Source organism: Stenotrophomonas sp. CFBP 13725, from assembly GCF_014841935.1.
Lineage (GTDB): Bacteria > Pseudomonadota > Gammaproteobacteria > Xanthomonadales > Xanthomonadaceae > Stenotrophomonas.
On record NZ_JACYUV010000016.1, the window covers coordinates 1 to 24779 of the forward strand.

The window sequence follows — 24779 nt, forward strand, 5'->3', positions numbered from 1 at the left end:
CGCGGTTGGCTACGGTTCCTCCATACAAGTGGATGCATACGCAGAAGGAGGGACGTATCTCGGAGGTGCTGTAGCAAACCTCCCCGCAGATGCAGCGCTCGCCAACACATGTCAGGCAGGAAGAAGTGCCTACAGCTTCCAGATACCAATAACGCTCGCGCAGCGGCAGCAGTTGGGAGACCGCGCACTTACCCTGTATGGGATATCGCCAGCGGGCAGCGCGCAGAACCGTGCGTTGACGGGCTCAGGCAGCCATCGCATACCGACTGCCCATGTCATCGGTGACGTCGGAGGGGTTACACGCGACGAGAGCTGGAACTACTTCGTCGAAGGCTGGGCCTGCTCCCTGGGCGTGAACGCTTCAATCGAAGTTCAAGCGTTCGCAGGGGGCCCTGCCTTTACCGGTACTTACATGGTGGCCGGAACTGCATCCCTGGCGACCGATGCGAATGTGGCCAATGCCTGCCAAGCACAAGGAAACGCTTACCGTTTCAGGCTTCCACTCGACGTTACTCAGCGAAATGCGCACGGCGGCAAGGCTATCTACGTCCATGGCATGTCACCGGTCGGCGGAGCAAATCTTGTCATCAACGGGTCGGGTGGTTATACGGTTCCCTCCGTAGTCCGCACTGCTGATCTGGTCGCGATGTCCGCCTCACCAACCTATATGGTCAACGGTCAGCGAAGTCAGATCACCGCGCAATTCAGGAACACCGGCAACATCATCTGGCACGGCGACAATTACCTCGCCTGGGGCAATCAGGCACTTAATCTGAACAGCCCACTGCCGCACGCCGTCGCGCCGGGCCAGACCGTGACGTTCCAGTTCAGTGTCGCACCGGTGCGACAAGCGACCGGCATGCAAGAGTTCACGTACATCTCGCAGATGGCATCTGGCGGTGTGGCTTGGGGACCGCAAGGCAGCGTCTCCATTACGGTAGAAAACCCTCGCGGATCGTGTCCTCCCAATAGACCGCGCTGTGAAGAGCCGATCCGCACAGGGCCGGGCGTAGGAATGGATGCCAAGGAAGGAGCACGCTGATGGCCGCGATGACGCTAGCGCTTATGGGGCTGAACAGCATTGTGTTCAGCGTGAACTACCAATATGACGAGATGGGTCGCCTTATTGCCGAGACCGGCAACAGCGGACAGAACGTTCGATACGCATACGATGCTGAGGATCGACTGACGCAAGTCACTGACTCGCAGAACCGGGTTACCCGTATGGAGTACGACCCCAGAGGCAGACTTCTTAAGCAGATCGATGCCGCCGGCGGGACCACCAGTTTTGCGTACGATCTCGGAGATCGCGTCACACGCGTGGTAGACCCGCGAGGTTTGGCCACGGCTTATACCTACGACGGGTTCGGGCAGTTGTGGGCGCAGAGCAGCCCGGACACCGGAAACACCACTCACGTCTACGATTCTGCTGGTCTACTGACTTCCACCGTAAGAAATGATGGTTCCACGGCCGGATACGCCTACGACGGCTTGGGGCGTGTAACCACGGTCACTTCGGATGGCCAGTGGCAGGGCGTCAGTTATGACTTGTGTAATGACGGCAAAGGTCGCATCTGCGGAATCAACTCCAGCAACGGTAGTGCGTCCAATTTTGGCTACACCAAGCTTGGGCAGCCTTTGGTACGCCGCGAATGGATCACCGCGAATGGCGTCCAGACCGAGCATTCGACACTGTATGGCTATGACAGTATCGGCCGCGCCTCAACGGTGACCTACCCCAATGGCAGTGTCGCCAGCTACGGATACGCCGCTGGCGGCTATCTGAACTCCCTTTCGGTGACCGTCAACGGACAGACCCATGGCGTGATCAATGGGGTGCAGCTCAAGGCTACCGGCGCACGAGCTTGGCTTTCGTACGGCAACGGACTGGGACGCGGCTACAACCATGATCTGGACGGGCGTCTGACGGCAATGTCGGTCTGGGGACCCAATAGCACCCGGCTCAGCTATTGGGACTACGCACACAGTGCCGACAACGAGATCACTCAGATCGTCGACACAGTAACGCCGAGCTTGACGCAGAATATTGGCTATGACGCACTGAGTCGCCTGACGCGCCTGGATCGCTATGGTGTCAGCAATGTGCTTTCCTACGATGCGGGTGGCAATCACAATCGTTATCAGGCGGGCACCAAGCTTACTCAATACAGCATTGAACCAACCAGCAATCGCGTACTGAACTACACGAGCCAGGATGGAAATCGGACTTATCAGTACGACGCACTCGGCAATCGCATAAGCGAGACTGCAGGAACACTGACCACCACATACGGGTATAGCCCCTTCAACCGCATGGCATCAAGCAATGTGGACGGGCGTACTACGCAGTATCTGGTGAATGCTCAAGGCCAACGCGTGGCGAAGTCCAACGATGCGGGCACGAGCCGATACTTCTACGCGGGGCAGAACCAGCTGCTCTCCGAGCTAACTGGCGATACATGGACGAACTATCTTTGGTTCGGCGGCGAGCTTGTTGGCATGCTACGCAACGGACAAGTCAACTACATTCACACTGATCACCTTGGGAGGCCTGAGTTTGCGACCAATGGCAGCCAACAAACCGTTTGGAAGGCATACAATTATGCTTATGGACGAAGCGTCTCAGTCGATAACACGGGAGGCTTGAACCTCGGTTTTCCGGGCCAGTATTACGATGCTGAGACTGGGCTTTGGTACAACGGGTTCCGTGACTACGACGCAGGGATTGCGAGGTACGTGCAAAGTGATCCTATCGGACTGGCCGGAGGGCTTAATACCTATACCTACGCTGATGGGAATCCCTTTTCGGGCACAGACGTCCTGGGACTTCAGTCGCGGGCTTTAGTTCGCCCGGGGCCGGCTGGAGGTTTTATGGACACCAGCGGAAGTTCATACGGTGGCCCACGCGTGGATCCTAAAACAGCAGCACTGGGATCGCTCAGCTTCATGAGCAGCACTATTTTTCCAGTTGTCGGGATATCCATTGCTGAGATAGCGAAAGATGGATCTGAGTCAAGACCTGATAACTGTCCAACGGGAACGCTGCCAATAGACAAAGCCAAGAAACGATTCGGCATTGATAAAGATGATGTACATAAAATCAAGAAAGGCGTTGAAGCCGGCCCTACAAGATGGACCGGCATCGATCCCCGCGGGAATGTTTGGACAGGCGGGGTTGGTGGAGAGGGTGAAAACCATGGCCATTACGACGACTATTTACCTGGTGGACGATGAATACCGAAAAATTTTCAGTATCGCTACGTATCTGGCACCCAACGAGCGCAGCAGATACTCTAACAAGAATGCTGGACCTGAACCCCTCAATAGTTCACAGCGTAGGATTACCCCGGACAACCCCGCTCGGCAAATCTCTCGATGGTTTTTATAAACATACATATTGCAGCTTTTCAATGATAGAGAGTTCGCCAGGCTCATTCACTGACGCCCTAGAAATTCTACTTGGAAACCTCAAACCCAACGAAGATAACTTTAAGCAAATAGTCACCGAGGGAGGCCGTTCGGAGATTTTTGTTGGAGTATTTACGGAAAGTTCCACTGGATTTATAGTGAGCATGGACCATATGCGCACCCTGGCCAACCTATCGCTCGATCTATCTGTGGAGATTTATTATTGATTCGTCGGGCAGCGGCGGCAAGAACATCCTGCAGCAGCGCCTGTTATTGTTTGGCGACATGGGCATGCTCGGCCGAAAGATCAATGAAACGGCCTCGCCCTCAGAGATCTAGTTCCATGACAAGATTCAAGTGCTTGATAGCGCTGCGAGAGATTTAGGATCCTCCGGAGCACGCATGACGCAGCACTGGAAACCCTCATGCACTTGGATCAGCATATCCAAGCTCATGAGGGGTGAGCAGCTCTTCCTCCGCCACTACATGCTCATCTACTTTGGATTCTTCTGCCTGCTCATCTGCGTGATCTCGTTGCGAAGGATCCGCAACGATGGACGCGGGTCAAGCAAGGCCCACGCACGCACGTCCGGCTCTATGCTTGCAGCAGGACACGCTGTATGACGCTTCTATCCATACTCCTAGCGGGGACTTCAGCAGACATGAAATCGCTCATGATAAAAGTTCCCATGATCCTTATGCTCGGATTTCTCACCCTGGCCACGTTTGCATGCAAGGTGGGCGTGAGATCCAAGATGGTGCAGCTCTGCATAAATGGCGAGGAAGACATGGAGAATATTGGATATATGATTAAAGAGACAGCATCATTATCCGGAATGAAGTTTTACGAAAACGGCCCATATAACGACGAGGCCGCAAGATCGCAAGGCCGCCATCCAGGATATAAATTACTCGGCTATTCGGCCAGCAGATCGGATGGACTTGGAATTTCGGTGACAAATTCTGGACTAAGCGCTCACGAGGCAATGGTCGGCTTCAGTCGAGGATCCGATCCAGAAGAATTTCAGGACATGTTTGACGGCTTCGTTAGATCGCTCAATCTAAGATGGCAAGTCCGCGATGTGCCAGAAGAACACGGCGCACTGAAGTCCCCACAGTGCAGTACTCGTTGATCTGCAAACTTGTAGTCGGCGTAGCCTTGGCCTCACTAGACTTAGGCTTCCTTGAACCAGATCGGTCGAGCATGGCACAGATAATAGAAGGTGAAGGATATGCCCCGTCTTTTCGGCCCCTTCAAATCGCCAGAGGGGAATTCCTAGTGCACGCCCCGCTCTGAGGGATATCTGATTGACCAGTGCGGCGCTTGAAGCCGGTGCCGGGCATCTACGGGCTTCCCAGCAGCCAAGCTCATCGAACCCGATGAGAATAGGAGCAATTAAGGGCGGGAAGCAATATATCGACGACGGCTCCACCTGCAAGCGAGAATTATGAAAAACAACGTCATCAGAATAGTCAATGCGGGCGGCACCTTCTTACTATTCCTGGGGTGCTCCGCAGTAGTACTTTCAAAGATCGTGAGCGGAGAGGAATTATTCCTTCGCCACTACATGCTTGTTTATTTCGCTTTTTTTTGCCTTGCCGTCTCCGTTGTTTCAATAGCAAGGTTGCGCAATGACAAAAGAGATCAAAGCAGTAGCAGCAAGTAGTCAAATTAACCTGCTTCAATAGGCACTTAAGGTGACGCAAAACACCACGGGAAAGACGTGACGGCAAGTGCCCGTCACGCCTTTCCTTGCAAATCCCCGGCCTTACAGCGCGATGCGCGCCACGCTTTCCTTCGCGCCCTTCGCTTCGTCGTCGCCGTTCTTGATGGTCACATACAGCACGTTGTTCTTCGCATCCAGCGCCAGGCTGTTCGGGTGCGTCGGCACCGACCACGTGCCGATCTGCTGGTAGGTGTCGCTGTCGTAGCCCGTCACCGATCCCGCCTCGCGGTTGGTCACGTAGAGGCGCTTGCGCGAGGCGTCCAGCAGGATGCCTAGCGTGCCCGCGTCGGCCGGGATGCTCGCCAGTTCCTTGCCCGTATTACGGTCCAGCACCAGCACGCGCTTGCCCGGGTGCTTCGATGCGAAGCCTTCAATGCTGCTGCCCTGATACTTGCGGATCATCTCGGATCCCTGATCGGTGATGAACAGCCGCGGGCTGGCCGGGTCCAGCGCGATGTTCATCGGCTGCTCGGCGGTGACCTTGTAGCGCTGCTCCACCTTGCCGGTATCGGTACCGACCACGACCACTTCGCCCAGCAGGTTGCTGGTGTACACGCGCTTGTTGGCCGCATCCAATGCCAGGCCGGGCGCCTTCGCGTTGCCCAGGCCTGGAATGGTGTTGATCAGCTTCAGGGACTGCGTATCCACGACGAACAGCACGCTGCCCTCGCCTGAGTGACCGGTTACGTACAGGCGGCTGTTGGCACCGTCCACCACCAGCTCGCGCAGGTCGTGGGTGTAGCTGGCCTTGCCGTCCTTGCCCACCTTCTTCTCCATCAACTGCACGATGCCGATCGCCTTGCCCTGCGCGGTGTCGACCACGGTCACCGAGGTGTCCACCGTGTTGCCGACGTACAGCCGGTCATTGGCATCGTCCAGCACCACGCCGAAGCCCTTGCGCTCCAGCGGGATGGTGGCCTGCACGGCCAGTGTGGTCGGGTCCAGCTTCAGCACCTGGGCCGGGCCTGCGTCATCGCCGAACCCGCCGGACGACGCGACATAAACGGCGTTCTGCTTGGCGCTGTAAGCCAGCTCGTACAGACCCTGGGCGACGGCGCTGCGCTGCACGGCAGACTGCGTTGCAGTGGACGCGGGCGTGGCCTGGCCGGCGGCGTACGCAGATGGGGCGGCGATGCCCATGGCAATGGCCATGGCCAAGGCGGCGCTCTTGCAGAGCGACGTCGTACGCGGCGGCTGGGAGATAATGGAGTTCACGAAAGCGTCCTTGTGGGAGTCAAGAGAAGAAATCCTTGGCTCGCACGGCCGCGTATGCAGTGCAATGGCACTGGAGCGACCGCCCACACATCAGTAGCGTGGTCAGGCTGGCTGGGTAGACACATGGTAACAGGGCGCCATCACTCGTAGTATTCGGCCAACGGAGGGGCTGCATGATCGCGAATACGGGGATGACCTCGATGGAAAACGACGCACTGCAGAGAATCACCGGACGCCTCGCCGAGGCAGCTCGGGACATAGACGCGGCAGACTGCAAGGAGGATGCGAAGGCCGTGCTGGTCGGGCTGGCATTTCACCTGCAGACAGTCATCGCGAGGATGGACAACGAATCGGCAGCAGAGGGTCCATGGAGCAGCGAACATGCCCTGCATGAGCGCTCCATTACAGACTACGACCGGATGCAGAAATACCTGTCGGCCGTTGGGACAGCGCTCGCGAATGAGGGGCAATTTGTCTGGATGCTACGCAACAAAGACAACGAGCTGGAGGCGCTGAAAGCACGCATGCGTCTGGTCACATCAATGGACCTCGCCCTGCAGCACTTGATCGACTTGATGCAGTTCGACGCGACCGAGAGGGTGCCGATCGATATCAGACAGGGATTCCAGTTTTCCAGTGGCTCCATGAACTACGGCCGCATGTACTTCCAGCCGAGCAGCCCAGAGGACTGATGGCATTCGACTCAGGCCAGATGCCCTACTGATAGAGCCGACTTCAGTCGGCTGCCTCTGCCACCGGAGCCGACTGAAGTCGGCTCTACCCTCCTCCGGCAGGTCAGCCCATGCGCACCGCGGCGGCCTGCTGTTCCTGCACCTGCGCGTGATCCTGCTGCTGGGCGACTTGCTGCTGTGTCTGCGTCAGCCGCTCGGCCTGCGCCATGGATTCGTGCACGGGTGTCTGTGCTGCCGTGGCAGTCGGCATGCTGGCGCGTAGGTGGGCCGGGTCCGATGGTTCACCCTGCACCACGAAGACATTGGTACCCGTGTGGCCTTCCGCGTTCGGGCCGCTCAGCAGCACGTGGTCGACGCGGGACAGGCCGTTTTCCTTGGCCAGGCAGAACAGGCTGCCGCACATACGTTCGCTGGCTTCATCGGGTGTGCGGCCGTGTTTCGCGTCCAGTGTGGCAACGCCGCGATTTACCTGGTCCATCATGGCGCGGTCGTTGTCGGATAGCAGAAACTGCTTCCAGTCACGCTCCGGCATGGCGTTACGCTCGACCTTGTTGAGTGGGCTTCCCGGCACGGGATCTTCAATGCTCTCAATTGCCGGCACATTTTTAGTTGGCTGTGCGATACCTTCAAAGCTCTTGAACTCCATGCCCAATGACTTTGCGTGCAAGCCTGCCTGGTTGAGCGCACCCCATGTGAAGTCTACGCAGCTGTTGTAACGAGTGTCGTACTTCATTTCGAAGCCGTGAGCAGCAGGATCTTCGCCGAACTCACGAATGCTGTTGTACTGGTCTGCGGTGATTTCCATGGTGCGTGCATACAGGGGATCCTGGTAATTGACACTATCTCTGTCAAAGACCCTCCCTAACCCTGTCATGTTGTAGTCCTCGCGAGGCGCGAATCCGTAACTTTTCTCAACTTCACCATGACCCAGCACAACGTACATGTGCCCAGTGAATGAAGTTTTACCACCACCGGTAGGCGTGCCCGGCGCTGCCACATAAATGGTTGCTGTGTAACGTTCGTTCTGAGTCATGACTACTTTGCCAGATAGGAGTATGCAACCAGCAATTCGGCTGGGCGGTCAGTGAGAGTGGGTCTGCTTTCAGCAAGCCGAACAATGATTCTGTACCGCCCCGGTCCCGGCGCGTCAGCATTGGCAAGCTCCAGCTCCTGGTAGTGAACCCGATCATCTACCAGCCCAACGTCGCGAAGCATTCCGTTATCCACGCTCGTCGTAGTGACGCCCGGGACGCGGCCGTCGGCCTCGATCGGGAGGCGTTCGCGCAGGTTGCTGCTGATCCTGCGGAGAGGCACCTCGGCCGGCGCCGGACCGTCCAGCCTGACAAGCCGAACCTCGGCTGGCAGCCGCTCGCTGAGGATGAGGTCCGTGCGCTTCATCAACACCTTCGAGTCTGCATCCTCGATTCGCAGACCGATCACCAGCTCCGACACTGCTGTGCGGCCAGGCGGCGGCAGCTCGAACTCGAAGTCCGCAATGACGCCAGGTTTCTCCAGCGAAACGGACCGCGTCAGCGGCACCGTGGTGCGCGCGTTGGCTTCCGCCTCTGTCAGCTCGGGCACGGGCGCGACATCCGGCGCCGACGCGCGGTCTCCGCAACCCTGCAGCGCTGCAAACGCGATAGTCAGCGCACTGAATTGCAGCATTCTTCTTGTCCGGTTCATCGCACTGAATCCCTGTCAGAAGGCGGGCTGCCGCCTGTAGGCGACACCGTCGGTTTGGTTACCAATGCGAGCATAGGGGATCGGGCTCAGCGTCGGGTGAGGAAAGGTGGGTGCGGGGTATGGGGGTGGCGGTTGGTTTTAGCCGACTGAAGTCGGCCCTACCCATGCGGTAGACGGCTGTGCGTCGCACCTTGCCCGTCATGCTGTCGCGAGCATCGCGGGCAGGTGTGCTGCTTGGCGATGCATTGGGCGGCGTTGGCGTGTCGCTCGTGAACTGGCGGCGACCGCATGACTGACACTGCACTTCGCAGTTTTCCTCATGGACGCGGGCACTTACGGCTGCGCACGATGATGACGCTGGAGCCACCGGGCTGCAGCCGGGATTGCCATCCTGCTAGTGGATCTATCGTTGACTCTGTTCTGCCCTGCGGGGCACGGCGGAGAATGCACTGCATCGCCTACCGGTTTCATGGCAGGCGATGCGGGGGATCCCTGATCCGCCGGTTAATGATAGTTCCACCCGGTATGGCAACCCGCATCGCCCGCCACCTGCCGCCTTGGCGCAGGTGGCCTCACTGCGAGGTCCCGCCGTTGACTACCGATCATCCACTCAGCTCCGCGCGTCTTGCCTCCCTGCTGGGCGAGCATATTCACGACGTGCCGCAGAAGTTCATCGAGACGCTGGAACGTCGTCTGCAGCAGTACGCCACCGAGCATCCCGCCAGTGCGCGACTGACCCACCTGACCCCGGTTCCGTCCCTACCCGCACCGGATGCAGACCCAGCCGCAGAGCTGGAGCGCGTGGGCAAAGTAGCCGTGCCGATCCGGGTGATGCAGGCGTTGGATGCGGCGCTGGAGATCCTGCACGCCGAGCACATCGCACGACGCGATGGCGATACCGCAACGCTGCTGGGTGAGCACCTGGTGGATGGACTGCTGGTGGCCGGACGGGAGCTGATCAAGGCATCCGCAGGACGACAGCTAGATGCCCGCTGAGCGCAAACCTATGACAGACCCGCTACCGTTCTAAGGGACTAAAGCACGCTGACCCATCAGCCGGTATGCAGTCCGCTGTAGCCAGCCACTACTTGCCGGAGCTCCCTCCCCCCATGATCAGAGGCAACGATCCGATGAGCCGCCTGACCGGCAATGCATGGCTGGCCGAATTTGACCAGACGCTTCAACGCTACTACGCGATCACCTGCGAAGATGCGGGGGCCGACGGCACTGTGCTGCAGCGATACGCTGATCTGCCGGCGGGTGAGGCCGCGATGGCATTCGCGGAGGACTACGATCTGGGTCCGCTGGACTGGTGGAGTATCGGGCGCGTCATGCGCTGAGGGGGCGGGCGGTGATCGGATATCAGCTGCGAATTGGAACCCGGACGTGGCCGTTCGGCCACCGCCTTGGTCATTCCGTCCATTGTTGCGTGCGCGACAAACCCATAACATCGGCTTCTGCAGAGCGCGCGCTCAATGTTCCGTCAAGGTATTCCGAAGCCTCCTCAGTTCGTAATAAACGTCTATATCGTTGATGAAAAGAAGACGGCCACGTACTTCCAAGACTATCTGAAGGAGTTCTGCGAACAAGCCATGTAGCCCAGCGGTGACAAACCGATACTGCCCGAGCTGTTGATCAGGGGAACCCTTGCAGGATGATCCGCGGAGGGATCAACAGGGCGCCATTTACGATATGGCTGGCTATCGTCAAGTGGACGCCATTCGGCCTCAGTGGCTGTAGGCCACGACCAGATCTCCATTGATCAACGCCACTTTCACCGTATCCTGCAGCCGCCTTATGGCATGCACGGTCCGAACGGTAGAACCCAGGTCCCCTTCAAGCGCTCCTCGCCCGTCTGGCGAGGCCTCCAGTGCGGACAATTGCTGGAGCATGCCCTGCGTGTAAGGATCAATCGGTTCTTTTGCATAGCGTGAGCAGCCCAGTTTGTCTGCAAAGGCCTGGTCAATGGGCAGGTAGAGCCAATTTTCTTGAGCGTCGATGTCAAACTCACCCACCGCATGCAGATGGCGAAGCAGCGGACTCCCAGCAAGTATGGTCGGACCGATGATCAGCTGGGAATCGAACAGCGCTTCGCCTTCATCGATGTCATTCATGGATGTCCTTTCCTATGGCCACTCACAACGAGTCTGCGCTTGTTTTAACCCAAGTCTTTTCCAATAGGCAATCGGGGCACGCTCCGATTCGGCACAGCGTCGGATCACGCTCCACTCTTCAGAAGCGGCCGTGGACCATTTTCCGGTTCCTCAAGCGTCTCCGCTGGACAGTGGATACCCAGGCGTCTATTGGGTAGTGCGGCGCATATCGCGTGCATGCGGCGGATGACAACGCAGCCCCTGCCCCGGCAGTTCCAGTCCGCACGCGGGGCGAATATGCGCACACTGCTGAGGGTGACGCGGGTACCAGGATTGCAGATCCGGCTCGAGGTTGCGGCGCCGTGAGGTGCGCGCTGATGTGTAGCGATGTGGATGATGCATTGCTGGCGACGTTCGTGAAGCGCTTCGCCGCTACTTCGGTATTGGGCGTGAGGATGCGGGCGTGGAACGAATGGACTGGTTGGGCTGGGGGCGCTGAGAGTTGCGTGGCCACTGGCGAAGCGACGAAGCATCCGTTGTTACATCAGCCTCAAATCCATAATATCCAAGTAGACGGAACGACATGATTGATAAGGGATCTACCCGATGAACTCAGCTTCTCCCAAACCCAACAAGGTGCTGCTTGGCCTGCTGATCGTGCTTGCCATCGTGAATGCAATTGATTTCGTATTTTATGGCATGAGCCTGCACAACCTTGTCGCTTGTATCGGGTTCTTATTTTCCGCCTGGGGAACCTGGAGCGCGAGAAAGGGGTTGGCCATTCTGGGCGCGATCATGGTGATTGGGGCTATTGCGTGGAAGTACCTCGCTGGCTAGCGGAGCGCCTTCGTCTTTTGCAACGTTGCAGACCGTCCAGCGTTCAAACGCACAGTGACCGAAGGGAGACGTGCCATGGCACATCCATAAAACGGCCTCAGTGAGCTTGGCTACCTCGTGGAACGGACGCTTCAGTGTTGACCTTGTCTGCTTGTGATTCATCACACTAGGCTCCGGCTGTCTGAGTCACGGGTCGTGAACATATCCAGCACACACCGTCACCCCATCCCCTGAGTTCGCGCCTGTATCCCCTGCTGCATCCGCTCGGTCTCCGCCTGCTGGTCCAGTTGCTGTGATATCGCACGCTGCTCCGCATGCTGGCTCACCACAGCAAACTGCTGCATGGATTCGGCTACCGGGGCCATGGCGGCTTGCGCGGTCGGCATGCTGGCGCGCAGGTGCGCCGGGTCGCTCGGCTCGCCTTGCACCACGTACAGGGTGTGGCCAGCAGGATTGCGCTCAGTTGCGTTGCTCAGCAGCACATGGTCCACCCGCGACAAATCGTTGTCCTTGGCCAGAACCAACAGGCTGGCACTCATGCGCTCACTGGTCTCATCAAAGCTACGGCCGTGCTTCGTGTCCAGGGCTGCCACGCCCTGTCGAACCTGCTGATAGAGCTCGAAATCTCTACGATCCAACTGTTCAGGGCCTTTGCGCTCAACGTGAGCAACCTCAGGCTTAGGCATCGCGTCATGGGCAATGGGCTCGGGCGGCATCGGTACGTACTCAGACCGCCCCGCACGTTCCCTTGCCTGCATCGCCGTTGCGGCAGCCATGCCAGTGGGGTCCTGTGGCCGAGTGGATGCAACGCGGATGCTCCCGTCGGCTGGCAGCGTGCGTTCGCCGTCCAGCGCGGCGTGCGCAGAAAGCGGTGGCGCGCGGTCCCGAACGGTCTGTCGAATGGCTTCAGCGTCCGCCAGAGCCTTGGCCTGAACTGGACCTGGCATCTCTGACCTACCCGCGTCGCCTTCTTGCTGCATCTCTTCACGACGCGCCTGCGTCAACGGATCATGCATCGCTGTGGGAATCGCCGCAGGACGCGCCGAAGTGTGCTCCCGAGCGGCCTCCTCGCGTCGCTGGGCAGAGGTGGCTTCCTGACGCTGGCGCTCCGAGGGGTCTGCTGCAGGTGTCGACGGCGCGGCACGCTGTGTCTCCGTCTGCGTCGGCACTTCTGCTGACGTCGGCCTGGGTGCTGGTGCCACGACGGGAGCAGGCGCCGTCGCGGCGGCCACTGAGCCCGCTGTAGCCGTGCCTGCGGCATACCCGGTGGGCATGGAAGCCGGTTGCACGGCCGGCCCCGGGTTGCGGCCCGTATCACGCTCGCGTATGCCGTCCTGTTCCGTGGTTTGCGCGCGCACTGTGTCGGTGGGCGAGCCATTCGCCATATGCGCCGCAACGACTGCAGCCTGTTGAGCCTCAGTGGTGGAGGCACCTTGGCGGTTTGCTTCGTGAAGCGCCTGGCGGTGGGCATCCTGCTCCTGGGGTGACAGGGCTTCGATCCGCAGCTCCGGCGCGTCGTGGATGGGCGCCTGCTGGTCAGGGCGCACGCTTACCGTGTCCAACGTAGGAACGGGCCCAGTCGCCCGCACAGGCGCAGAAGCCTGCTGCTGAGACGCTTGGAATTTTGCAATGTCCTCAAACGTCGTGGTGGCCGTGAGCACCATCCGGTTTCCACCGGCGTCACTGAAGGCGGCAATCGCGCTTTCCGCACTTGGCGCGTGCGTACGCGGATCGGGCATCAGTTCCAGCACGACGTACGGTTGGCGACCGTTGCTGGCTAGGTTCTGTTCCACCGCTGCCGACGTGACAGCCAACTGCGCTTCGCTGCACTCAATGCCATGCTTCTCGTAAAGAGCAGCCACCTGCCCGCGTATGCCTTCAGGGGCGAGTTCCAGCTTGGACCGGATGCCTTCCGCCATCGTCGTCATATCGTCGACGCCGGCGTTCTGGCTGTGCCAGGTCACATCCAGTTCTTCGGTGAGGTTTCGGTTCGCCGCAGTATCGTACAGCCGACCCTCGTTGACCCACCGTCCATCTACCTGACGGGTGTAGTCGGCACCGTCACTTGCCTTCAGCGTATCGGCACTAGCGCGTGCTCTCTGGATCGCATTGGGTATTGACGGATTGTCGGAGTCGCCGAAGTCGCTCCAGCGCTGCTGCGCATGCGCCACCATTTAGCGCGCGGCCATGGCGGCCGGTGTATTGGCTGCATTCTGTGCGATCACGGTCCGCGCTTGCTCATCCAGCGCTAGCGCACGCTCGGGCGAGACTGGCTCGTTCCGGGTAACAGCGATGCGGCCGTCAAGCGTCTCCTTGATCTCCAGCGTCCAGTCGCTCGACTGCGGGTCGCGAACAAACGTCCGTCCACTCTCGAACGGGCCGCGCGGCGGCTGATCCGCAGCGCTGGCACTGAGCCGGTACGGATCCTGCGGGGTGGGCGGCGTGGCGAGCCCCAGTTCGTAGGATGCTCGGGCCGCCTGCCAGTTCAACTGGCGCTCCAGCGTGCCGGAGGCCACATAACTGGCGCGGAAGGTAACGTCATCGCCCTGTGCCGTCTGCACGGGACGCACTTCCACGCCCGTTCCCGTGTCGCTGCTCTGCACCTGTTGCTGATGCGCGGCGCGAAGCCACCGGCCCTCTGCATCGGCCGGATCGCGGGTCCACGCGCGGCCCATGGGATCGATCTGGGTGTAGATGCGGTCGATGTCCTTCTGGTCGGCCCAGCGCTCGCCAAGGATCGCACCCACCGCGCCCCCGCCGATGCCCGTCGCCAACGCGCCGGGTCCGGTCCAGGACCCTGTGGCGAGGCCAACGCCCGCGCCGGCAACGAAGCCGCCTACCGCGCCGCCGACGTTGCGTCCGATGAAGTGCGCGGCCGTGGAATCGGCCCCTGCCGCATTGCCCTGCGCGTTCAACTCCACCCACTTGTGACCGGATGTAGCGAAGTCGTGCGCCAGCAGCGCAACACCGGCGACGCCGGCCACCTTCATGCCCGGGCTGACGCGCGCAGTCTGCGAGGCGTCGCCTGCGATCTCGGCAGCTGCAGCGGCGCCCGGCGGCCCGCGCGGCGCGCCCGGTTGCCCCGGTGCGTGCGGTGTCAACTCGGCTACGTCAGCGTACAGGCGGGGGCCCGTTGCCATCTGTGGACGCGCAGCAACCCAGTCAGCGCGGGCGCGCGTCATGTCGGCCAGGTTCAATGAATGGAACGCATCCACGGGCCGGCTGAAGAGCGTCTTGTTGACTGCGTCCCATCCTTCGATAGGCGTGAGATGCCGGCGCACGTGGGCGACGTCGACCGCATGGCCGCTGTTGATGGTGGCCTGCTGCGAGATGGTGCGCTCCAAGGCCTGGTATTCCGCAGCAGACTTGCCCACGAAGGCACGCGGATCAGGCCCAAAGGCGCTGACCGGGTAGCCGTTGATGCGAACGTCCGGGTGCTCGAGCGCGGTGGTGAGTTCGAAGTTGCTGAAGCCGCGGTTGGGTGGTGCGTTTTCGACAAAGGCGAGCAGTGGCTTGCCGGTAGCGATGGCGTTCTTGAAGTATTCGGGGCTGCCTGCGTTCCACATGATGTCTTGGAGGGCGGCGGCGTGGGTCCCCAGGGGCTCTACATCCAACGCCGTCATGAATTTCGCGAGCTTGCGTTCCATCACCTTGAAATCAGGATGCTGCGAAGGCGAGTCGTCAATATCCTGTATTAATTTCCCCCAATGCGTGTCACCAATGATCCCGGCAGTTCCACCGACATCACTCTTGTAATCCAAAGCATTTCGGTAATTCGAAACATTCGAACCATCTCTGCCGGAGAACCCGACATAGTCGACTCCCCGGGGAAGCTCAGGAGGATGGCTCCGCAATTTTTCTTCCAGATAATCTGCGTAGCTCGACGTAGCATCTGGCCCGGACCCCGGCGATTGGAGGTAGTCAACAACCACCTTCAAGTTCTGCTCCGAAATGAGGCTGCGGTCAGCCTTATTCTTTGCGGCACTTAGCGTCGTCTTGGCAAAGTCGGAAAATTCAAATTTGGCCATCTCTGGATCCTCAGAGAATGTGCGCCGGCACAAAAACTTCTGCCAGGATGACCTCACACTCGTTCGGCACACCTGAGATTTGGATATCAGATAACCCTTCGCCGATCAGGGATTCAGAGCTTGCTAAAGCTACATACCGCAGGTCTACCGTATTGGTCGTCTGCCCCGCGAATGCAGCCACAAGCCCGCGCGCGATGCTCTGCAGAAAAGTGAAGTCCGGCTCGATGCTTCCGAAGAGGGACTTCATTCGAAGAATGTCGCGCAATACCCAAGGCGGACTAAGGTTCACGGTGTACGTCCACACCGGGCGATTCGACGTGCCGTCTACTCGCTGATCGCCAAACATACCAAGCCCGCCCACTGGCTCTCCGTTGCGTCTGAACGTGTATTGATATTCGATGGACCCGCCCGGCTCCGACTGATCAGAAGGAAGCACGCGCGGAAGCAAGATAGATATCCCACTCTCCACGTCGAAGGCGGAACGTTCTCTAGGGATAAAATTAACCGCCATGCCTTTTCCTCAGATTATTTTCTGCAAAGTGCACCCAAGCAAGCACTATCTTACCCTCTCGCGAAACGGTGCCTTCGTCCCACGTGAGGGCACGGGACCTCATGAGCGCCTCTAGCGAGCTGGTTGCTATGTAGCGCAAGCCTTCCCTGTGTCAAAGCTGATCCGCATACATGTGTCACCTGGCAAGGCGCGCTGGGATGGAGACCTCAGCGAGGACTACGGCACCATCGGCCAAAATTGGATTCTCGCCTGAAATCACCACTCCGCAGCTCGCCAGCGCCTCTGATGTAGTGGTGACGACATAGCATACGTTCTCTTTGTTGTTTGTCTGCCCGGCGTACGCGAGCACCAGCCCTCGAGAGAACTGCTGGAGGTACGAATAGTCGCCTTCCGAATTAGCAATCTTCCGTTTTAATGCCAGCAGATCTTCGATCAGCCAATCATGGCCTAGGTCGAAAAAGAAGACATGCTCACGCCACCCATCTGACTCTATGATTTCATCAGGACCTGAAAAGCCCAGCTCGCCTATGCGCTCGCCATTTTGATAGAGCCCGAACTGGTACTCAGTTCCTTGCGTACCGTCTGGCAGCTCGACCGGCAGAATCCGAGGCTCAGGGATGCTTATCCCGCTGGCAGGGTCATATGAAGACCCTTCACGCGCTTGAAAATTAAGTGCCATGTGTCGTTCTCCACCTCAACCCGCATGCTTGGGAACGAGAGCCTCAGCAAGGATGACTATTCCGTCATCCAGAACTTGAGTCTCGCCAGAGATGAAAACGCTCGCTGCGGAGAGGGCTTCGAACGTCGTAGCAGCAGTGTAACGAAGGGCATCCTCGTTGTCCGTACGGCCGGCATAAGCTAATACCAAGCCTTGAGCCAGCTTGCAAAGAAACTCGAAATCTTCACCATCCGCATGAAAAACGGCCTTGAACTCGAACATGGCCCTGAGAAGCTTCTCTGTACCAAGATGGAACGTGAAGACCCACTCCCGCTGCCCGTCCTTTTCGACGTAGTTCCGAGTCTGTGCGGCTGTCGTATAGTTGCTCTCCCTCGCGGTTGAATATGCGAATAGGTACGTTCGTACGAGTGTGGATGAAATCCAGGCTAGCGGGTGTCTTCTCGTAGATGGCATCACGCGCTGCTTGCGGGACGTGTCGGCCGAAGCCATCCCTATCCAAGCTGTCCGTGAATCGCTGGTCAACCCCAAGCTCGCTCTCCAGCTTAGGCGAAGCAACTACTCTTACCTCGACCTGATAGCCCTTCTCTTGCAGACCCTTGATCAGGGAGTCCGAAGCCCATTCTCCGTTGCTGAGAGTTGTATCGAAGATGAGATTTTTCTTTGCATCAGATGCCGCACCAAGGGCCTCATCAGCCCATCCACTGGCATCCATATGAGTTCGACCGGACCACTGATACGGGTTCTGCTCACGGAACCTATCGACATCTAGGTGGAACTCACGCAACGCGTCAGGATCGATAGCAATGACATCGCCGCGCAGCTCGCTACTTGCCGCTCTCGCTAGGCCTCCCTTGCCAGCACCGGGCTGCCCACCAAGGATGATTGCCTTCGGGCTATCGAGAGAGGTGGCCGCGGCAAGCCGCTCCTCTGGCATGATCCGCTCACGGAAGACTCGCTCATGATCTTCCTTACTCAGCAAGTCTGACGCGCTGCTCATTCGGGTGCATCCGCGCGCATTTCGAAGTAGCTCCAGAGATCGTCATCGTAGGCCCACGCCTCCCTCCACAACAACCGAGACATCACCTTGTACTTCGCCTCGGCCTGAACTACCGCGCTTGCGTCTCCACTGGCAGTGGCGGCCTCAAGCTCTCTTCTCGCCTCCGAGGAAAATGCTTCCAACCGCCCTTCCAGCGCGAGAACCGCACGCTCAGCCCGCGGCGTAACTGATGGCGGATACTTAAGCACTCCACTAAGCACTTCTCGGAGCCGCTCGACGTGCTCCGGATATCCGCTGAGCATCTCAACGAGACGTGAGGGAACTGGCGGGGGCAGGACGGACATGATGCGTCTCCTTATCATCGATGTTTGTGCATATCTCAGTATTGCATGGCGACCATTTCCTGAGGATGGCCACTCGCGTCAGGCGTCAGGCGTCAGGCGTCAGGCGTCATGAGCTCAGGGCTATGCCCAGCCTAGAAATTACGGGATCTGGACCGGCCAGACTTCCGTAGACATTCATGAGCCGCTTTGCGCGTAGCGCCGTTCAAACTCTACAGGGGCCAAGTTGGACCGAGCAGGCTCACGTCCCGCCCTCCAAGGTTGATCGTCGTGTTGTGACCCCACACTCCCAAGCCGCCAATCCGTCGACCGTTCTGATAGAACGCGTACTGGTACTCCGTTCCCGGGCTACCATCCGGCATCGTCATGGGAAGAGTGCGCGGTTCCGGAATGGTGATGCCACTGGCTGCATCGTAGGCAGCGCCCACGCGTGACTGGAAATCGAGTGGCATGCTTCCTCCTTGAATAGAGTTAAACGCGTTGAGCTATGCCGCCCATCGCGGCGCCCCAACCTTCCCCACCTCAACGCAGCTTGTAAAGCACCGCCGCGCCGGGGCGCGCCTCAAACGCCGGCACGGTCTGCTGGGTCAACGCCTTTCCCTTGGCGTCCCAGACCAACGTCTCGACCGGGTAGTCGTCCTTACCCGTCATCTCACCGATCTTGCTGACGATCACCGCCGGCGCGTCAGCGGCGTCCGGATTCCAAGCGAACACGCCTACGCGGCCGTAGAACACGGCCGGGGCGGAGGCATCCAGGCGGCGGTCCGGGCACATCACCAGGCCGCGGTCGATCATGACGCGCAGTGCGCCAACCGGCACCATCTTCACGGTCGGATTGGTGCGCTCGGCGCTGTGGCCGGGGCAGACGTTGGCGGCGCGGGTGACCATGTTCTCGGCGACTTCGCGATCAGACTGGGCTAAGGCCGAGGCGGGGCTGAGGCAGAGGGCGAGCAGGGCAATGGGGGCATCCGTGTCATCGCAGGTTCCTTGGGTGGCTATGGGGCGAACTTAGCAACGGCTGGGGGATGAGTTGCAAAAATAATGTGAGGCCGGGTGTCGCGTCGGTCTGCCGCTACGTTCGCAATAAGCCTTTGCGGTGAGCCTCGGCCGCCCATGAGCCGGGATCACCCTTGCGTAGCCTAAGTAGAGCCATGCATTGTCACTTTTCCAGATTCGGCCATGTACCCAATGACTTATGGATGGTATGGACACGCTGGCGACGAAGAGCGTCAGCCGGGACTGTTCTCCTGTAGCTACTCGAACAATTTGCTCTGTCTTGCGCCTTGGCGCAGGTGGCCAAGTGGCGGCCTGCTTCCGACCGCGTTGGTGAATCAGATATCAGTCACATCCACGAAGGAGATGCCACTCACTCCTGCGTCCATCGAGATACCAGCGGCTTGGACAGCACTTCGGAAGTTTCTGTCGCAGAACGGGGAAGGGTTGAACGGCGTCAAGAACACATGCACACCCGCCAGCGCGTCGCGCTTGAACACGAGCCTCGCCCCACCTCCCAAGGAGTAGAACTTGCCCCGGACGTAGTCATCATCGACCTTGATCCTGAGCTGGGATGCCTCTTCGTCCAGCGCGTCCACCTCCCGCACGACATCGCACAAAAAACGGCGCGGTCCGGCTGATCCGTCGGCCAGGCGAACTTCGCATTCAACGAAGGCAAACGCTTCAGAATCTATTGCTGACATCGCCCGCTGGAGCCGCTCAGACACCAGCCAGTAACCACTGAAGCCGCCTTCCATGTCTCGAGGCACAGGTCCTTCAGACGGATCGAATACCACACGCGGCACTTCGCTGAGTGGCGGAAATCCCCCCGCATCTGGCCGTAGGATCAGTCGTGGGGCTGTCTGAAGTTGCTGGATGTTCTCAAGGCGCGCACCGCGAAAACGTCTGTTGCTTTCTGATTCTGGCCCGAACATGAAGAACACGCCTTCAGCAGACGGGTGCGTGCCTTTTCGCTTCATGCGGTCGGTCTCCTCTACTGGCGTATGGACCTTGCTACAGCGTGGACTCTGCGACTTCAAATATCTGCCGCATCGGTAAACCATACGCCATATGTTTCCTTTTCTGTCCCCATGCCTGCGCCCATGATGGCATCGCGCAGATGGCGATCACAGAAGACGAGGCGACCCGAGTACGGGGTCCTGAACACATGTGCCGCGCCCACGGCATCTTTTCGAAATACCAGACTGCTGCCGCCGGTCAGGTCATAGAACTTACCAGCAGGGAACTCGTCGCTCCGTTCGATAGTCAGCTTCGAAGACGCTTCATCCAGCGCATCAAGCTCGCGGATGACGTCACACAAGTAATAGGACGGACCCTTCTTACCGTCACTGAGGCGATAGTCAGCCGCAACGAACGCGAAGCCAGCTGGATCTACCTGCGAGAGGACCCGCTGGAGTCTTTCCGAAACCATCCAGTAGCCGCTGATCCCACCCTCAAGGTCTTGCGGCGGGCCACCCTCTTCTGGCGAGTGCACGAGTCGCGGTGCTTCGCTCAATGACGGGAAGCCGCCGCTGGCCGGGCGTAGGATCATTCGCGGTAGTGTCCGCAGCGTCTTGACGTTCTCGAAGACTACTCCGTGACCGCGACCACCGCGGGTCGTGTCAGGTTGCAACAGGAAGAATTCCCCGAGTTGCGGCTGAGCCTGGTTCACTGTCTATTCTCCATCAGTGCGCCGAGACACGTACCAGTCGCCCTCAAAGGCAGCGTTGCGAACCGGCGCCTTACCGTAGGCGCCCTCGTACGTTCTGGCGTAGGCGGCCATCCTTGATTCGTCGATAGCATACGGGGTAAGTCCCATCACCTCAGGTTCCGCCCTGCGCAGATCGAGGCGATCCCACGGATCCTGTTCTTCTACGGAGCCGTCCTCGGTGATGGAATCGTTGGAGGAATATCTTTCCAGCATGCGCTCAATGGGCGCCCGATCTACATAGTTGATGACCACCGAGATCTCCTTCCGGAAATCATTGGTTCGCGGATTCGCCCGGCACCAGTGTCCGTCGGCGTCATATCCGGTCACTCGATCACCAGCGACACGCCACCGCCCGGCCGAGGCGCGATCTGGCTGTCGAGGTAGTTGGCCGGAACACGGAAGGTATTCGGGCCCAGCTTCGCGCCCACCGGTGCATCAGTGTAGGTGTGGCTGTCGATGGTGCGACCGGTATGGGGGACGTCCGACTTGGCGGCATTCCCACTGTCTTCGGCGGACGGCGGTCTAGCGCAGGCACCCACGCTCAGCGCGACGACGAGAGCACATCCCAGCAAGCGGCAGGAAGACATCAGGCGCATTGTTGGCCTACCCATTGCGAGATTGTGGCTGACTATAAGCAATCCTCGTGGGACGTGCGTGACACCGCAGGGTCAGGGGGCGGAGCTGGCAGAAGGGTGCACACCGGGCCGGCACGCGGTAATGTTGGACAAGAGACAGAGGCAGGCCAACGTAATGTCGCACTGTTGCCGCTGCGTCTGCTGCCAACCGATCGCACCGGTTCTACAGCGTCAGTGATTTCAAGGAGGAACACCATGCTGGATACGCCAGACCGTCGTAGCAAACTAAGCCTTGTCCTGCTACTTCTCGGCCTGCTTTTCCTGATGCTGGCCATCGCCTACCACGTGAGTTTCATTGGCTTCGCAATGATTCTTTTGGGCGCATCCGGCCTGCGTGATACGCGCTGGCAAGTGGGCATCATCCTCGCGTGCCTTGGCATGGCAACTGTGTGGGGCGGATACCAGGTGGGCAAGCATCGGGCGCTGGCAGACTCGCGTGTTGCAGGGGGTCAGTCTTCTCCGATGTCAGACGGCGCCTCGCTGTCACCTGCCTTGCCAGTCCGTAAGAAGCTCACTATTCAGGTTCCTTCCTGAAACCTGTGTTCCCGGCTTAACGGTTGACCATGTCGTAGAACCAAAGACCGTTCGATTTCTTCGCGGTGAGAATGCCTGCATCCTCTACGGCGTCCTTGAATGTCCGGTCGCAGAAGACCCCGCCATGGAACGGCAATCTGAACACGTGCGCCGAACCCAGCACATCCCGTTTGAAGGCCAAACGAACCTCACCGGTAAGACCGTAGTACTTACCTTCTTCAAAATCGTCACTGATCACGAGGTCGAGAGTGGAGGCGTCCTCGTCGAGGGCATCTACGGTGCGCATCACATCGCAGAGGAAGTAGGTGGGTCCCTTCGAGCCGTCAGCCAAGCGATAATCGGTTTCCGCGAAGACAAACGCATCAAGATCAACCGCCTCCATCACCTGACGTAAGCGCTCTGAGACCAGCCAGTAGCCGCTCATCCCGCCTTCCAGATCCTCGGGCGGCACTCCCTCGCGAGTGTGATAGACCAAGCGCGGGGTCTCGCGCAGCGGCGGAAAACCACCCGTCTTGGGCTGCAGGATGATACGTGGCGGCGTCAATAGGGCCTGCTCGTTCTCAAAGACGACCCCGTGTCCTTTCCCGCCACGAAGGTCATCCGGCCGTAGCTGAAAGAATTCCCCGGCCTTCGGCTGATTCTTGGCGATGATTGCCATGATATTCGTCCAATCCTTTTAGCGGCGAGGGTGTTGAGCCATTGCAGGCTAACCTGATCGGCGGAGCCATTTCCAGCATTCAGAATGGTGTTCTACGCCGACCTGCCGACCTACTCCATGGGCGCCGCGTCGCCAGACGTCTGCGTTCATGAAGTGCGATTCTCAGGAGATGGGCCATGAAGACGGCGGGCACTTCGAAGCAAGTCAGAACTCCCAGCCAGCGCTGTGTGCGTCAGGGATACCGACTTCATCGAGTGGAGCGGGAACGCGTGTTTTGGCCCGATTGCGGTAGTAATGCGCCACGAGGGCATGTCACGCTGGCTGGATTCAACCTTGCCGACGGCAGTTGACGACGTCTTCGAACCAAACGCCGTTTGAGGCTCTAGCTGTGACGATACCTGCGGCCTCGACGGCCTCCTTGAAGAAGCGATCGCAGAAGACGCCACCGTGGAACGGAAGCTTGAACACATGCGCGGAACCGAGGACCTCGCGCTTGAACGCAAGCCTGACATCACCGGTAAGTCGGTAATACTTGCCGGCCTCGTAGTCGTCGCTGATGATGATTTTTAGTTGCGAGCTCTCCTCATCCAGAGCATCGAGCGTCCGCGCAACGTCGCAGAGGAAGTAGGTGGGCCCTTTTGATCCATCCTCCAGCCGATAGTCAACGGCAGCGAAGGCGAAAGCACCCGAATCGACCGTTTCTATCACTCTGCGCAGCCGTTCCGAGACGAGCCAGTAGCCGCTGAGTCCGCCCTCCAAATCTTGCGGTGGTACACCCTCTTGAGGGCGGTAGATGAGCAGCGGGGTTTCACGAAGCAATGGAAACCCGCCGCCCTCCGGCTGAAGGATGATCCGTGGCGGCGTCAGCAAGGCGTCTTCGTTCGTAAAGACAACGCCGTGGCCCTTCCCACCTCTAGCTGCATCGGGGCGGAGCTTGAAGAACTCGCCGGCCTTCGGCTGATTCTTGATGATGGGTACCATAAGAGACATCCTATCAATGCGGCGGCGCGCAGGTCTCGAGGCACCCCGTGGTCGCCGGCATGGCGTGGACGCGTGACTGGCTACCGGAATGTTGACGGAGCTGCTTTTATAGTTCGACCGATCAAGAGCGAGGGAATGGCTTCATGAGTGTCAGTGCACCAAGCCGATGCCTCGCCCTGGCAATGGCCGCTGCCCTGATCACTACGGCCTGCGCCAAGGCCCCCACCACTGAGAAGGGTGAAAGGGAAGCTGCCATGTCAGAGAACACAGCCGAGAGCCTCACCTTGGATGGGTACACATACACGACACTGCCCGTTGAGGCACGCATCGGACCGCACCGGTTCGCGTTCCCTGCCAACTACTACGATGACCAGATTGGCCCTGCCATCGGCGGCGGCCTTGGACTTACCCTCATGTGGCCAAGCCTGCAGGCGGCCCCACCGGGCACGCGCCCTACCCGCTCCATGGCGGATCACTACCGCGCTATCAGCGTCTCGATCAACTACGTGGACAAGGTCCCGGTATCGGGGCTGCTGCAGCGCATGGCCAGTACCGAGGCGACAACCGAAGAGAGGGCGATCGAGCGTACAGACCCCCGACGGCGGCTGGACCTACGGGCTCCCGGCACGCCGCAGTTCGGCCTCGTCCCGTACGCCATTGATGAAACGAGAATGAAAGCCTACGCCCAAGCGTACTCGAAGCAACGTGGCGAGGCGCCAGTGAGGAATCCGCGAACGGAGAAGGAGTGGTATGTCGCCCGCTCCGGGAATGATGAGCTCACCACGCTCATCCGGTGCGACCGTCCACTGGACGGTCTTAGCGGGCTGGTCATTGAGGGTGAGCTGTTGGTTCCCGACGCCGCACCCGAGGTTGCCAGCTGTACGCACGACTTGGTCGATATTCCAGACAGTCTCTCGATGACGATCCGCTATCCGCGCGTGCTGCTCAAGGATTGGAAGTCCATTGAGGATGCAGCGCGGGTAGTGTTGGCTAGGTACCGAATCCGCTGATTCAGTCAGCCCTTAATGCGCTTGGCGACGATACCGATCACGAATA

General features: G+C 59.4%; 25 protein-coding genes and 2 pseudogenes. 10 read left to right on the forward strand and 17 right to left on the reverse strand.

Going from position 1 to position 24779, the window contains the following annotated elements; all coding sequences use genetic code 11:
* The 4 genes and pseudogenes from IFT65_RS17385 to IFT65_RS17400 all read left to right on the forward strand — a co-directional run.
* A pseudogene (locus IFT65_RS17385) lies at window positions 1–1042 on the forward strand (type IV secretion protein Rhs); the annotation flags it as partial.
* A complete protein-coding gene (locus tag IFT65_RS17390) occupies window positions 1042–3234 on the forward strand; it encodes an RHS repeat protein (protein WP_192082659.1) in 2193 nt (730 codons plus the stop codon). The pseudogene IFT65_RS17385 and the gene IFT65_RS17390, both read left to right, overlap by 1 nt.
* Window positions 3231–3635 carry a DUF4279 domain-containing protein gene (locus IFT65_RS17395; protein WP_192082661.1) on the forward strand — a complete coding sequence of 135 codons (405 nt, stop codon included), beginning with the start codon at window positions 3231–3233 and terminating at the stop codon, window positions 3633–3635. The genes IFT65_RS17390 and IFT65_RS17395 overlap by 4 nt, the downstream gene beginning before the upstream one ends.
* Before the next feature lie 462 nt (window positions 3636–4097).
* A complete protein-coding gene (locus IFT65_RS17400) occupies window positions 4098–4541 on the forward strand; it encodes a hypothetical protein (protein WP_192082663.1) in 444 nt (147 codons plus the stop codon).
* A gap of 636 nt (window positions 4542–5177) precedes the next feature.
* Here the strand turns inward: IFT65_RS17400 and IFT65_RS17405 are convergent.
* Window positions 5178–6287 carry a YncE family protein gene (locus IFT65_RS17405; RefSeq protein ID WP_192082744.1) on the reverse strand — a complete coding sequence of 370 codons (1110 nt, stop codon included), beginning with the start codon at window positions 6285–6287 and terminating at the stop codon, window positions 5178–5180.
* A 236-nt stretch (window positions 6288–6523) separates the two neighbouring features.
* On the opposite strand from IFT65_RS17405, the gene IFT65_RS17410 reads away from it, so the two are divergent.
* Complete coding sequence (locus IFT65_RS17410) at window positions 6524–7042, forward strand: hypothetical protein (RefSeq protein WP_192082665.1); 519 nt, start codon at window positions 6524–6526, stop codon at window positions 7040–7042.
* Window positions 7043–7145: 103 nt separating this feature from the next.
* Here IFT65_RS17410 and IFT65_RS17415 read toward each other — a convergent pair whose 3' ends face one another.
* The gene (locus tag IFT65_RS17415; RefSeq protein WP_192082667.1) at window positions 7146–8075 is read right to left on the reverse strand and encodes an XVIPCD domain-containing protein; all 930 of its coding nucleotides are present in this window, start codon (window positions 8073–8075) and stop codon (window positions 7146–7148) included.
* 2 nt (window positions 8076–8077) lie between these two features.
* Window positions 8078–8707 carry a hypothetical protein gene (locus IFT65_RS17420; protein WP_192082669.1) on the reverse strand — a complete coding sequence of 210 codons (630 nt, stop codon included), beginning with the start codon at window positions 8705–8707 and terminating at the stop codon, window positions 8078–8080.
* 609 nt (window positions 8708–9316) lie between these two features.
* On the opposite strand from IFT65_RS17420, the gene IFT65_RS17425 reads away from it, so the two are divergent.
* Both IFT65_RS17425 and IFT65_RS17430 read left to right on the forward strand, forming a co-directional pair.
* The gene (locus IFT65_RS17425) at window positions 9317–9721 is read left to right on the forward strand and encodes a hypothetical protein (protein WP_192082671.1); all 405 of its coding nucleotides are present in this window, start codon (window positions 9317–9319) and stop codon (window positions 9719–9721) included.
* 134 nt (window positions 9722–9855) lie between these two features.
* A complete protein-coding gene (locus IFT65_RS17430) occupies window positions 9856–10065 on the forward strand; it encodes a hypothetical protein (RefSeq protein WP_192082673.1) in 210 nt (69 codons plus the stop codon).
* A gap of 387 nt (window positions 10066–10452) precedes the next feature.
* Here the strand turns inward: IFT65_RS17430 and IFT65_RS17435 are convergent, their stop codons facing one another.
* Window positions 10453–10839 (reverse strand): hypothetical protein, encoded by a 387-nt coding sequence (locus tag IFT65_RS17435; protein WP_192082674.1) that lies wholly within the window; start codon window positions 10837–10839, stop codon window positions 10453–10455.
* Window positions 10840–11424: 585 nt separating this feature from the next.
* Between IFT65_RS17435 and IFT65_RS17440 the strand changes: the two genes are divergently transcribed.
* Entirely contained in the window at window positions 11425–11655 is a 231-nt protein-coding gene (locus IFT65_RS17440) for a hypothetical protein (RefSeq protein ID WP_192082675.1), read from the forward strand.
* Window positions 11656–11873: 218 nt separating this feature from the next.
* On the opposite strand, the gene IFT65_RS18935 is transcribed toward IFT65_RS17440, so the two are convergent.
* The 11 genes and pseudogenes from IFT65_RS18935 to IFT65_RS17495 form a co-directional block, all read right to left on the reverse strand.
* Complete coding sequence (locus tag IFT65_RS18935; protein WP_192082677.1) at window positions 11874–13829, reverse strand: XVIPCD domain-containing protein; 1956 nt, start codon at window positions 13827–13829, stop codon at window positions 11874–11876.
* Window positions 13830–15683, reverse strand: coding sequence for a hypothetical protein (locus IFT65_RS17450; protein ID WP_192082679.1), 1854 nt, complete (start codon window positions 15681–15683; stop codon window positions 13830–13832).
* 10 nt (window positions 15684–15693) lie between these two features.
* On the reverse strand, window positions 15694–16194 hold the full coding sequence (locus IFT65_RS17455) for a hypothetical protein (protein WP_192082681.1): 501 nt from the start codon (window positions 16192–16194) through the stop codon (window positions 15694–15696).
* Window positions 16195–16369: 175 nt separating this feature from the next.
* The gene (locus tag IFT65_RS17460) at window positions 16370–16873 is read right to left on the reverse strand and encodes a hypothetical protein (RefSeq protein ID WP_192082683.1); all 504 of its coding nucleotides are present in this window, start codon (window positions 16871–16873) and stop codon (window positions 16370–16372) included.
* 15 nt (window positions 16874–16888) lie between these two features.
* A complete protein-coding gene (locus tag IFT65_RS17465) occupies window positions 16889–17134 on the reverse strand; it encodes a hypothetical protein (RefSeq protein WP_192082685.1) in 246 nt (81 codons plus the stop codon).
* Window positions 17097–17870, reverse strand: a complete 774-nt coding sequence (locus IFT65_RS17470) for a zeta toxin family protein (RefSeq protein WP_192082689.1) — start codon at window positions 17868–17870, stop codon at window positions 17097–17099. Before IFT65_RS17470 ends, IFT65_RS17465 begins: the two co-directional genes overlap by 38 nt.
* Entirely contained in the window at window positions 17867–18214 is a 348-nt protein-coding gene (locus IFT65_RS17475; protein ID WP_192082690.1) for a hypothetical protein, read from the reverse strand. The genes IFT65_RS17470 and IFT65_RS17475 overlap by 4 nt, the downstream gene beginning before the upstream one ends.
* 519 nt (window positions 18215–18733) lie before the next feature.
* The gene (locus tag IFT65_RS17480) at window positions 18734–19165 is read right to left on the reverse strand and encodes a hypothetical protein (RefSeq protein WP_192082745.1); all 432 of its coding nucleotides are present in this window, start codon (window positions 19163–19165) and stop codon (window positions 18734–18736) included.
* Window positions 19166–19542: 377 nt separating this feature from the next.
* The gene (locus tag IFT65_RS17485) at window positions 19543–20139 is read right to left on the reverse strand and encodes a DUF1629 domain-containing protein (RefSeq protein ID WP_192082746.1); all 597 of its coding nucleotides are present in this window, start codon (window positions 20137–20139) and stop codon (window positions 19543–19545) included.
* 101 nt (window positions 20140–20240) lie between these two features.
* Window positions 20241–20876 (reverse strand): DUF1629 domain-containing protein, encoded by a 636-nt coding sequence (locus IFT65_RS17490; RefSeq protein ID WP_192082692.1) that lies wholly within the window; start codon window positions 20874–20876, stop codon window positions 20241–20243.
* Between the two features lie 9 nt (window positions 20877–20885).
* A pseudogene (locus IFT65_RS17495) lies at window positions 20886–21511 on the reverse strand (hypothetical protein); the annotation flags it as partial.
* A gap of 234 nt (window positions 21512–21745) precedes the next feature.
* On the opposite strand from IFT65_RS17495, the gene IFT65_RS17500 reads away from it, so the two are divergent.
* The gene (locus tag IFT65_RS17500) at window positions 21746–22084 is read left to right on the forward strand and encodes a hypothetical protein (RefSeq protein ID WP_192082694.1); all 339 of its coding nucleotides are present in this window, start codon (window positions 21746–21748) and stop codon (window positions 22082–22084) included.
* Between the two features lie 16 nt (window positions 22085–22100).
* Here IFT65_RS17500 and IFT65_RS17505 read toward each other — a convergent pair whose 3' ends face one another.
* Both IFT65_RS17505 and IFT65_RS17510 read right to left on the reverse strand, forming a co-directional pair.
* Window positions 22101–22742 carry a DUF1629 domain-containing protein gene (locus tag IFT65_RS17505; protein ID WP_192082696.1) on the reverse strand — a complete coding sequence of 214 codons (642 nt, stop codon included), beginning with the start codon at window positions 22740–22742 and terminating at the stop codon, window positions 22101–22103.
* Between the two features lie 327 nt (window positions 22743–23069).
* Window positions 23070–23723, reverse strand: coding sequence for a DUF1629 domain-containing protein (locus IFT65_RS17510; protein ID WP_192082698.1), 654 nt, complete (start codon window positions 23721–23723; stop codon window positions 23070–23072).
* Window positions 23724–23977: 254 nt separating this feature from the next.
* Between IFT65_RS17510 and IFT65_RS17515 the strand changes: the two genes are divergently transcribed.
* On the forward strand, window positions 23978–24733 hold the full coding sequence (locus IFT65_RS17515) for a hypothetical protein (RefSeq protein WP_249405210.1): 756 nt from the start codon (window positions 23978–23980) through the stop codon (window positions 24731–24733).
* The last annotated feature ends 46 nt before the right edge of the window (window positions 24734–24779 follow it).

What these genes read in the sequence shown, in the direction of transcription:
- IFT65_RS17460 (WP_192082683.1), bottom strand. Translation starts at nt 16,873, where the DNA reads ATGGCACTTAATTTTCAAGCGCGTGAAGGGTCTTCATATGACCCTGCC.
- IFT65_RS17415 (WP_192082667.1), bottom strand. Translation starts at nt 8,075, where the DNA reads ATGACTCAGAACGAACGTTACACAGCAACCATTTATGTGGCAGCGCCG.
- IFT65_RS17465 (WP_192082685.1), bottom strand. Translation starts at nt 17,134, where the DNA reads ATGTTCGAGTTCAAGGCCGTTTTTCATGCGGATGGTGAAGATTTCGAG.
- IFT65_RS17420 (WP_192082669.1), bottom strand. Translation starts at nt 8,707, where the DNA reads ATGCTGCAATTCAGTGCGCTGACTATCGCGTTTGCAGCGCTGCAGGGT.
- IFT65_RS17405 (WP_192082744.1), bottom strand. Translation starts at nt 6,287, where the DNA reads ATGGCCATTGCCATGGGCATCGCCGCCCCATCTGCGTACGCCGCCGGC.
- IFT65_RS17455 (WP_192082681.1), bottom strand. Translation starts at nt 16,194, where the DNA reads ATGGCGGTTAATTTTATCCCTAGAGAACGTTCCGCCTTCGACGTGGAG.
- IFT65_RS17450 (WP_192082679.1), bottom strand. Translation starts at nt 15,683, where the DNA reads ATGGCCAAATTTGAATTTTCCGACTTTGCCAAGACGACGCTAAGTGCC.
- IFT65_RS17440 (WP_192082675.1), top strand. Translation starts at nt 11,425, where the DNA reads ATGAACTCAGCTTCTCCCAAACCCAACAAGGTGCTGCTTGGCCTGCTG.
- IFT65_RS17410 (WP_192082665.1), top strand. Translation starts at nt 6,524, where the DNA reads ATGATCGCGAATACGGGGATGACCTCGATGGAAAACGACGCACTGCAG.
- IFT65_RS17470 (WP_192082689.1), bottom strand. Translation starts at nt 17,870, where the DNA reads ATGAGCAGCGCGTCAGACTTGCTGAGTAAGGAAGATCATGAGCGAGTC.
- IFT65_RS17430 (WP_192082673.1), top strand. Translation starts at nt 9,856, where the DNA reads ATGAGCCGCCTGACCGGCAATGCATGGCTGGCCGAATTTGACCAGACG.
- IFT65_RS17390 (WP_192082659.1), top strand. Translation starts at nt 1,042, where the DNA reads ATGGCCGCGATGACGCTAGCGCTTATGGGGCTGAACAGCATTGTGTTC.
- IFT65_RS17485 (WP_192082746.1), bottom strand. Translation starts at nt 20,139, where the DNA reads ATGTTCGGGCCAGAATCAGAAAGCAACAGACGTTTTCGCGGTGCGCGC.
- IFT65_RS17400 (WP_192082663.1), top strand. Translation starts at nt 4,098, where the DNA reads ATGATCCTTATGCTCGGATTTCTCACCCTGGCCACGTTTGCATGCAAG.
- IFT65_RS17500 (WP_192082694.1), top strand. Translation starts at nt 21,746, where the DNA reads ATGCTGGATACGCCAGACCGTCGTAGCAAACTAAGCCTTGTCCTGCTA.
- IFT65_RS17395 (WP_192082661.1), top strand. Translation starts at nt 3,231, where the DNA reads ATGAATACCGAAAAATTTTCAGTATCGCTACGTATCTGGCACCCAACG.
- IFT65_RS17435 (WP_192082674.1), bottom strand. Translation starts at nt 10,839, where the DNA reads ATGAATGACATCGATGAAGGCGAAGCGCTGTTCGATTCCCAGCTGATC.
- IFT65_RS17510 (WP_192082698.1), bottom strand. Translation starts at nt 23,723, where the DNA reads ATGGTACCCATCATCAAGAATCAGCCGAAGGCCGGCGAGTTCTTCAAG.
- IFT65_RS17505 (WP_192082696.1), bottom strand. Translation starts at nt 22,742, where the DNA reads ATGGCAATCATCGCCAAGAATCAGCCGAAGGCCGGGGAATTCTTTCAG.
- IFT65_RS17515 (WP_249405210.1), top strand. Translation starts at nt 23,978, where the DNA reads ATGTCAGAGAACACAGCCGAGAGCCTCACCTTGGATGGGTACACATAC.
- IFT65_RS18935 (WP_192082677.1), bottom strand. Translation starts at nt 13,829, where the DNA reads ATGGTGGCGCATGCGCAGCAGCGCTGGAGCGACTTCGGCGACTCCGAC.
- IFT65_RS17475 (WP_192082690.1), bottom strand. Translation starts at nt 18,214, where the DNA reads ATGTCCGTCCTGCCCCCGCCAGTTCCCTCACGTCTCGTTGAGATGCTC.